Consider the following 7,316-nt stretch of genomic DNA (forward strand, 5'->3'; position numbering starts at 1 on the left):
AACAAGCCAATGGGTATCTGGCTGTTTCACACTTACGGTTGGGTCGGGCCGCGTCTGACGCTGCCGCCGATCGGCACCTTCCTGCGCACGCCAGCATTGCGAGCGGATGCGGAGGCGCTGCTGTTCTCCGCCAAGACCTTCGCGGCGGCGATGCTGGCCTATTACATCGCCCTGCGCATCGGGCTTCCCCGCCCGTCCTGGGCGATCATTACGGCCTATCTGGTCTCACAAGGCTCGGCCGGTGCGTCGGTCAGCCGTGGCGTCTATCGCATGGCCGGCACGCTGGTCGGCGCCGCGGCGACGGTGGTGATCCTCCCGACATTTGTCGGCGAACCGATCATTTGCAGCCTGGTGCTGGCCGGCTGGATCGGCTTCTGCCTGTTCCTGTCGCTGCTCGACCGCACGCCGCGCGCCTATGCCTTCGTGCTGGCCGGCTATACCGCCAGCCTGATCGGCTTTCCCGGCGTCGCCGAGCCGGACGCGATCTTCGACACCGCGCTGGTCCGCGTGCAGCAAATCGGGCTTGGCATTCTCTGTGCCGTGCTGATCCACCGTTTCGTGCTGCCTCGGCCGATGACGGGCCACTTCCTGGCCAAGGCGACAGCGACGCTGCGCGATGCACGGCGCTTGGCCGGCGACGCGCTGCGCGGCGAAACGGACCCGCGACAGCGCGCCGACCGCCACCGGCTGGCCCTCGATCTGCTCGCCCTGAACGGGCTGGCGACGCATCTCCCCTACGACCCGGCGATCGCCCGCCCAAGCAGTACGACGCTGCGGCACCTCCACGATCGGGTGGCGCGGCTGCTCCCGCTGGCGACGGAGATCGAGGCCCGGCTGGCAGCGATGCACAACGACGAAGCGCTAGCGGCGCTGATGCATGCCATCGGCCAGTGGATCGACGCTGCGCCCTCGCCGGAGTCGGACGCCACCGCCCGCCATCTGATCGACCGCGCGCATCAGCTACGAGCGGAGGCCTATGCCGAACCGGCGCAAGAGGGACGGCTGCAGACCGGCAATCTCGCCGGCCACCTCGCCGAACTGGTCGGGCTGCTCCACGAGGGTGACCTGCTGGGGCGCGAGTTCGCGAACACCCGTCTGGCTCGAAATTGCACACTGCGGTTCAGTGACATGTCAGCAACGGGCTATGTCCATCACCGCGACCCGCTCATGGCCGCACGTGCTGCAACCGGCGCGACCCTCGGCATCCTGACCGGCTGCTTGTTCTGGATCTGGTCGGCCTGGCCGGACGGCGGGCTGGCGGTATCGGTGCTGGGCGTTACCTGCGCGCTCTTCGGCAATGTCGACGCGCCTGCGCCCAATGTGCGCAAATACATGCTGGGCTCGCTCTACGGCGTGATACTGAGTCTAGCCTACAGCTTCGTCATCCTGCCGCGCGTCACGGCTTTCCCAACGCTGGTCGCCGTGCTCGCCCCCGCCTTCCTCTGGGGCGGATCGCTGCAGGCGCGGCCGGCCACGGCCTATATGGCGCTGGGCATCACGCTAACGATCCCGATCCTCTCCGGGCTGGGTGCACAGTATAGCGGCGATTTTGCCGATGCGCTCAACGGCAGCGTGGCGTTGTTCGTGGCAACCGCGTTCGGGGCGGCAAGCATGACCCTGCTCCAGACCTTGCCCGCCGATGCGGCGATCGACCGCCTGCTGCGGCTGAGCGGCCGCGACGTCGCCCGGCGCGCACGCGGCCATGGCCCAGCCGAGGCGGGCTGGACAAGCCTGATGGTCGACCGCACCGCCCTCCTCCTGCCGCGGCTTGCCGCGTCGAGGCGCTCGCGCCCCGACACGCTCGACGCGATGCTGCGCCATCTCCGCATCGGGCATGCGGTCGCCGGGCTGCGTCGCGCGCTGGCCCCTGCCGTCGGCGCCATCGACCAGCAGGCGCGGGAACTGCTCGGGGCGCTCGCCGAGAGCGTAGCAGACGGGCGCGATGACAATGCCGACGCGCTCGCTGCATTGGACCAGCGCCTCAAAACGCTGATCGCGCGTGTCGCGGCCGACGCGGACGAAGACAGGTGGCGGCTGCTCGATCCGCTGCTCGACCTCCGCTTTGCGCTAACTGCCGCAGCCGCAACCGATCCGAAGCGCGCGGCATGATCCGCGACCTCGACATTGCCGGCGTCCTGGTACCGGGACTGCTGGCGCTCGCCTGCCTAGCCCTGATCGCGACAATACTCCTGCTGCGGCTCTTCGCCGTCACCGGCCTGTCGCGCCGCCTCGCCTGGCCGGCGCTCACCGAGATCGCCGTGTTCCTCCTCCTCTGCGGCCTGCTCCTGCGGGCCACCCTGTGACCGGATCCTTGTTATGAAATCCATTCTCTCCGTCCTCGCGCGCTACGGCATCACGCTTGCCGTCGTCGCTATTGCCGCGCTGGTCGGCTGGCAGCTCTGGGACCGGCACCAACAGACTCCCTGGACGCGCGACGGCCGCATCCGCGCAGATGTCGTTCGCGTCTCGACCGACGTCGGCGGGCTGGTGACGCAGGTGACGGTTCGCGACAATCAGACCGTCCGGCCCGGGCAACTCCTGATAGTGCTCGACCGGCCGCGTCTTGCCGCGACAATCGAGCGCGCGGACGCCGCCATTGCAGAGGCGCGGGCGCAGCTCGAACAGGCGCGCAAGGAGGCGCGCCGCGACGTCGCGTTGGGCGACCTCGTCGCGACCGAGGCGCGCGAACAGAGCGCCGCCAGGGTCCGGACCTCGGAGGCCGCGCTGACCCGCGCCATCGCCGACCGCAATGTCGCCAAGGTCGATATCGAGCGGACCGAAATCCGCGCCACCGTGGCGGGCATCGTCACCAACCTAGACATCCACCCCGGCGACTATCTTGCCGCGGGCGCGCAGGCGATGGCGTTGGTCGACACGGCCTCACTGCGGGTCGAGGGCTATTTCGAAGAGACCAAGCTGCGCCGGGTGGCGATCGGCGACCGTGCGCGCGTCCGATTGATGGGAGAGGATGGCGAGATCGCTGGGCATGTTGAGAGCATCGCCGCCGCGATCGCCGACGATCAGCGCGACAATACAGGCAATCTGCTGCCGAAGGTCGCACCGACTTTCTCCTGGGTTCGACTTGCCCAGCGCATTCCCGTTCGCGTGCATATCGACCGGGTGCCTGCCGGCACCCGCCTGATCGCGGGACGAACGGCGACCGTGGAGCTCCTTCCCGCCCTCGCCGCGCCGGCAGGAGGGCGGCGGTCGTGAAGCGCGTCGTCACCACCCTCCCCGCCCTGCTCCTCGCCGGCTGTGTCGCCGGGCCGGACTATCGCATCCCCCAGGCCTCGATCGTCAACCGACCCGAAGCGGCGGCACCGTTTCTGGAAATCGATGATAGGAGCGTGTCGCAGGCCGCGTTGCCGCCGCGCTGGTGGCGGCTCTACGGCGATCCCCGGCTCGACGGCTATGTCGAGGAGGCGCTGGCCGCCAACACTGATCTGCGCGCTGCCAATGCAAATCTCCGCCGCGCGAGCGCAATCTTTCGCGAAGCCGCCGCCGAGCGGACTATAACCACCGGCCTGAGCGGCCAGGCATCGGGCGGTCGGATTGGCGGCCCTACTGCCTCCCTGCCGGCGCCGTTCAGCTACGCGCTCGGCTTCGATGCCAGCTACCCGCTCGATCTCGCGGGCGGCATCCAGCGCGGGATCGAGGCTGCTTCGGCGCAAACAGAAGTGGCGGTGGCGGCGCGCGATCAGGTGCGCGTCGTGGTCGCGGCAGCCATTGCCCGGAATTATGCACGGGTCTGCACCGATGGCGTGGCCTTGGCAGCGGCGCAGCACATCGCCGCGATCCAGCGCGCGACCTTGGCAGTGGCGTTGCGCACGGCGCGCTGGGGACGCGGGACGCGCTTCGATATCGACCGGGCACGCGCCGCCGCCTTCGCCAGTGAGGCAGCCCTCCCGGACATCCTTGCCGACCGAAAGGCCGCGTTGTTCGAACTGGCCGCGCTGATGGGCCGGACGCCTTCCGACTATCCACGCGAACTCGAGGCCTGCGCCGCGATCCCGGCGCTTGCGCGGCCGATCCCCGTCGGGGACGGTGCGATGCTGCTCCGGCGTCGCCCGGACGTGCGAAGGGCCGAGCGCTTGCTCGCGGCGACCACTGCGGGCATCGGCATCGCGGAGGCCGAGCTTTACCCGAGGGTCAGCATCGGCGGATCGGTAGGCACGGCTGCTTCGGTAGGCCGCGCTTTGGGATCGACTTCGTTCGGGTTCAGCCTGGGCCCGCTCGTGTCGTGGTCGTTCCCGAACAGGAAAGCGGTCCGTGCCCGGATCGCCCAGGCTGGTGCCGATGCCGACGCTGCGCTGGCGGGCTTCGATGGCGCCGTGCTGGTCGCGCTGCAACAGACCGAGACGGCGCTATCGGCATATGCCCGGGCGACGGACCGGCTGCGGGATCTGGAACGAGCGGCAGATGCCGCATTTCGTGCCAGCCGTGATGCCGACAGGCTCCAGCGATTCGGCCGCACGCCCTTCCTCGACGTCCTGAACGCACAGGCCGGGTACGCCGATGCCCAGGCAAGTTTGTCCCGCGCCCGCGCCAGTGTCGTCGATCGACAGATCGATCTCTTCCTCGCGCTGGGAGGCGGGTGGGAAGAATGACATCTCTGGGGGCATGTATGTGTAACGCCATGTTTGCTCGATGCCATATCTTGGGAAGTGGCCCCCGGCGCGGATCGCCTAAACCTCGGAAGCGTCGGCGACCTGGCCGGAGGTTGCTTAGCGCAAGACCCGTCTCCGGCTTGACGCTCAGACTAAGCCCTCTAAATTGCAAGGCGCCTAAAAAGACAGCGATGCAGGTATGGTGACAACCTGCGGTCTCCCCGAGACAGTCACGCTTGAGCGGTCACGCCGCTCTTGGCCATGGCCGGACACAGCGAGGGTGCACCTCGTGCGTGGCCGGTCGTTGTTGTCTGACCGCGATCGGCTCGTGTCCGTCTAACCAACGGAAAGGCATGACCATGAAGCTGAACCACCTCAACCTATACAGCCATGAAGTCGAAGCTGATCGAGCGATGTTCGAGCAGTATTTCGGACTGCGCACGCTCGTTGTGCGCGGCACAAAGATGGCGATCTTGCAGGATGACGACGGGCTGGTATTGATCATCAATCACTTCGAAAACAAACTCGACGGCTTCGACTACCCCAAACAGCTCGACATACTGCATATAGGCTTCATTCAAGAGACCCGCGATGCTGTGGATGCCATGCATGCCCGCTTGCGCGTGGACGGATGGAAAACTCAGGCGCCGCGCGATGCGCACGGCGCTTGGTGCTTCTATTTCCGGGCAAAAGGCGGCTACTTCATCGAAGTGACGACGCTTAGCCGGGTCCGTCCCGAAGAAGCCTATCAGGATAGCCGGCAATAAGGTTCCTCCTGGGTCGGCGGAGCTATCCGCCGACCATTCTAGTACTTGACGCCGCTCGGACGAAGCAGCGAAAAAGCCACCTATAATTCCCTGTTTTAAAAGCGAATCTTGGGAGAACATATGTTCACGCACATCATGATCGGTAGCAACGACCTGGCACGATCCAGAGCCTTCTATGACGCAACTTTTGCGGCGCTGGGCGGCAAATCGGGCGAGAAAGACGAGAGAGGCCGGCTCATCTACGAACACGACGGTGGAAGATTGATGATCACCCGACCAATCGACGGCCACCCGGCGACGGCGGCCAATGGCGGAACGATCGGCATTGCCGCCCTGAGCGCGGACCATGTCCGCGCATGGCACGAGGCCGGCACCGCGCATGGTGGCACCTCCATAGAAACGCCACCGTGCGAGCGCCCGAACGGTGTCTTTGTTGCCTATCTCCGGGATCCGGACGGCAACAAGCTCACCGCGCGAACGAAAGCGATGCGGTAATGCGCGGCGCTTGGGTATGCGGCTAGCCGAGGACCCTCATGTCCATTGGTATCAGCCTGATCGTTCTGGTCGCTGCGGTCCTCCATGCGAGCTGGAACGCCCTTCTGCGCGGAGGCGGCGACCGGCTCTGGTCGATGACGGTCATGTGCATCGCCATCGCAATTGCCTGTGCCCTGATGGCCCCCTTCTTACCGGTTCCCGCAAGGGCGAGTTGGGGCTGCGTTGCCTTGTCAGCGCTGCTCCATACCGGATACAACCTCTTCCTTGTACGGACCTACCGGGAAGGCGATCTCGGGCAGACCTACCCGATCGCGCGCGGGGCCTCGCCGCTTTTGGTTTCGCTCGGCGCGGCAATCTTCGCGCGCGAGCTGCCCGACGTACTCAGCCTGACGGGCGTGCTGCTGGTATCGGGCGGGATCGTCGCACTGGCCTTCCAAGGCCGAGCCATCGGGCGAAAAACCTTGCTCTTCGCGCTAGGAACCGGCTGCTTCATCGGCGCCTACAGCGTGACCGACGGGCTGGGCGTCCGGTTGTCAGGCGCACCGCTGGGCTACACCGTATGGATGTGCCTGTCGTGGGGCCTGCTCGCGCCGGCGAGCTACATCATGCTGCGCGATGCCCGCACCCTGGTGCGCGGGCGACAGGAGATGCTGGTAGCGGCTGGTGGTGGGCTTGCCTCGCTTCTGGCGTACGGCATCGTCATCTTCGCCATGGCTCGTAGCGCGATGGGACCAGTGTCGGCACTGCGCGAGACAAGCGTCGTCTTCGCCGCCGTGATTGGACGCATCTTCCTTCGCGAAAGCCTAAGCCGCTATCGGATTACGGCCTGCCTGGTAGTTGCAACAGGCGCGGTTCTGATCGGCCATGCGGGTTGACGACACATGCGATTGGATTGAGCCGATCGTACAAAATCGTGCTGCTCGCCATTCTCGAACCCGGTTCCTTTCGAGAATATTGGCAATTGCCATCTGCATCATAAGAGCTGCTGCGCAAACTTTCCAACAAAGGCTTCTACCCCGTGCTGAGAAAGCGCCCTCTCACGGCGAAAACACGGGTTCGAGTCCCGTAGGGGTCACCAGCCTTTTCAAAGGCTTAGCTACTAAATGTCTGCACTAACGTGCAACTTACTGCAAATTCACTGCAAAACCGTAGCTGGAAATCGGCGGACTTTCACGGATTGTTCTAGGGCCCCGCGGCGTTGATATCCGCAGCTGGCGAAACGCTGGCGAGTGTCTGATTCGCACGCCAGACTCAGCCTTTCCACCTTCCTTTGGGATATCCGTCGGCCACCATCACGGGCGCATCGCTCCCGGCACGTTGCGACCAATTTAAGCCGTTCCCATCGGCGGGTGGGAACGACCGCTAGGGCCGAAAGCGGGCATTGGCGGCCCCCATCGCTTGATCGGCGGTAGCGCCCAGGAATCGATTTTCGCACTGGCTGCTGTCG

General features: G+C 65.9%; 7 protein-coding genes and 1 tRNA gene. All 8 read left to right on the plus strand.

The genetic code is table 11. The features are described from left to right. Positions 1-9 precede the first annotated feature (9 nt). Positions 10-2,109: an FUSC family protein gene (locus QZ670_RS12945; RefSeq protein WP_294256036.1), complete on the plus strand. Its 2,100-nt coding sequence runs from the start codon at positions 10-12 to the stop codon at positions 2,107-2,109. Continuing rightward, positions 2,106-2,303: a DUF1656 domain-containing protein gene (locus tag QZ670_RS12950; protein WP_294256040.1), complete on the plus strand. Its 198-nt coding sequence runs from the start codon at positions 2,106-2,108 to the stop codon at positions 2,301-2,303. Before QZ670_RS12945 ends, QZ670_RS12950 begins: the two co-directional genes overlap by 4 nt. Before the next feature lie 13 nt (positions 2,304-2,316). Then, positions 2,317-3,213, plus strand: a complete 897-nt coding sequence (locus QZ670_RS12955) for a biotin/lipoyl-binding protein (protein WP_294256042.1) — start codon at positions 2,317-2,319, stop codon at positions 3,211-3,213. Further along, positions 3,210-4,607, plus strand: coding sequence for an efflux transporter outer membrane subunit (locus tag QZ670_RS12960; RefSeq protein WP_294256046.1), 1,398 nt, complete (start codon positions 3,210-3,212; stop codon positions 4,605-4,607). Before QZ670_RS12955 ends, QZ670_RS12960 begins: the two co-directional genes overlap by 4 nt. A gap of 353 nt (positions 4,608-4,960) precedes the next feature. Next, positions 4,961-5,374 carry a VOC family protein gene (locus tag QZ670_RS12965; RefSeq protein ID WP_294256048.1) on the plus strand — a complete coding sequence of 138 codons (414 nt, stop codon included), beginning with the start codon at positions 4,961-4,963 and terminating at the stop codon, positions 5,372-5,374. A 120-nt stretch (positions 5,375-5,494) separates the two neighbouring features. After that, positions 5,495-5,869, plus strand: coding sequence for a VOC family protein (locus QZ670_RS12970; protein ID WP_066727338.1), 375 nt, complete (start codon positions 5,495-5,497; stop codon positions 5,867-5,869). Between the two features lie 38 nt (positions 5,870-5,907). After that, complete coding sequence (locus QZ670_RS12975; protein WP_294256054.1) at positions 5,908-6,744, plus strand: DMT family transporter; 837 nt, start codon at positions 5,908-5,910, stop codon at positions 6,742-6,744. A 131-nt stretch (positions 6,745-6,875) separates the two neighbouring features. Continuing rightward, positions 6,876-6,947, plus strand: a tRNA-Glu gene (locus QZ670_RS12980). The last annotated feature ends 369 nt before the right edge of the window (positions 6,948-7,316 follow it).

The sequence above is a fragment of the uncultured Sphingomonas sp. genome, assembly GCF_913774285.1.
Lineage (GTDB): Bacteria > Pseudomonadota > Alphaproteobacteria > Sphingomonadales > Sphingomonadaceae > Sphingomonas.